This is a genomic window from Polaromonas sp. P1_G2, from assembly GCF_056405515.1.
The window spans coordinates 1-823 of sequence record NZ_JBFUBY010000578.1; the positions used below are offsets into that span (position 1 = coordinate 1).

General features: G+C 62.0%; 2 protein-coding genes. Both read right to left on the reverse strand.

What is annotated here, in order from left to right; genetic code table 11:
• A partial coding sequence (locus AC1D0P_RS26280) for a YciI family protein (RefSeq protein ID WP_477679411.1) occupies positions 1-221 on the reverse strand: 221 nt, incomplete at its 3' end.
• 38 nt (positions 222-259) lie between these two features.
• Positions 260-823 (reverse strand): lipocalin family protein (locus AC1D0P_RS26285; RefSeq protein WP_477679412.1); only part of this gene is annotated, 564 nt, incomplete at its 5' end.

The following is an 823-nucleotide window of genomic DNA, read 5'->3' on the forward strand; positions in this document are numbered from 1 at the left end:
AAATAAGGATCGTTCTCCACAAGCTCCACGGCACGTTCCCGCGATTCCACCTCCAACACCCAAAGYCCGCCAACAAACCCCCCACCGGGCGCTTCACGCAAACCACCCGCGATAAGAATCTCGCCCTCATGCGCACGCAGATAAGCCAGATGCAGAGGCTCGCGCTCCCGGCGCACCGCGAGCATGGAAGGCTTGTCGTCAAAGATGGCTACCCAGCGCATGGACTTCTCCTGTTGAAATGTGAAGGTTGAAGAGGGGCTCACATCCGCAGCGGCTGCGCATACCCCGTCATCTCAAGATAACCCATCCCCACCACCTTGCCGTTGCTGTCGATCAACTCGCTTAACCCTTCCCAGTAGATCGCGCCGGTGGACTGGCGGCTGTCGAGTTCCTGGTTGTCGATGACGGCGCGCACGGTATAAAAATCGGCGGGAGTGCGCACTATCCACTCCACCGGGTAGCTGGTTTGCGTCAACGGGCTTTTCCAGTGGCGCACGGGCTTGAAGATCACTTCGCCGCGGCTGAAGGTGTAGAGCCCGCCCTTGGGAGAGCGGAAAGAGCCGCCGTCCCACAAGGTGCCGCCGTCCTTGCCGCGCAGCCGGAAGGCAGTCAGGGCGCTGCCGTCGGTGAGGTTCATGCCTATCCAGTCCCAGCCTGCCGCATCGGGGTGCAGGATTTCCTCGCTCCATTCGTGGTCCAGCCAGGCCTTGCCGTTCACGGCAAAATCCTGGCCCTTGAGCCGCAAGCTGCCGCGCGCCGTGAGCTGCGGCTGGCTGTAGTAGTAGCTGGCCTGCTTTTCTTCGGGACCCTTGCGCGACAGGCC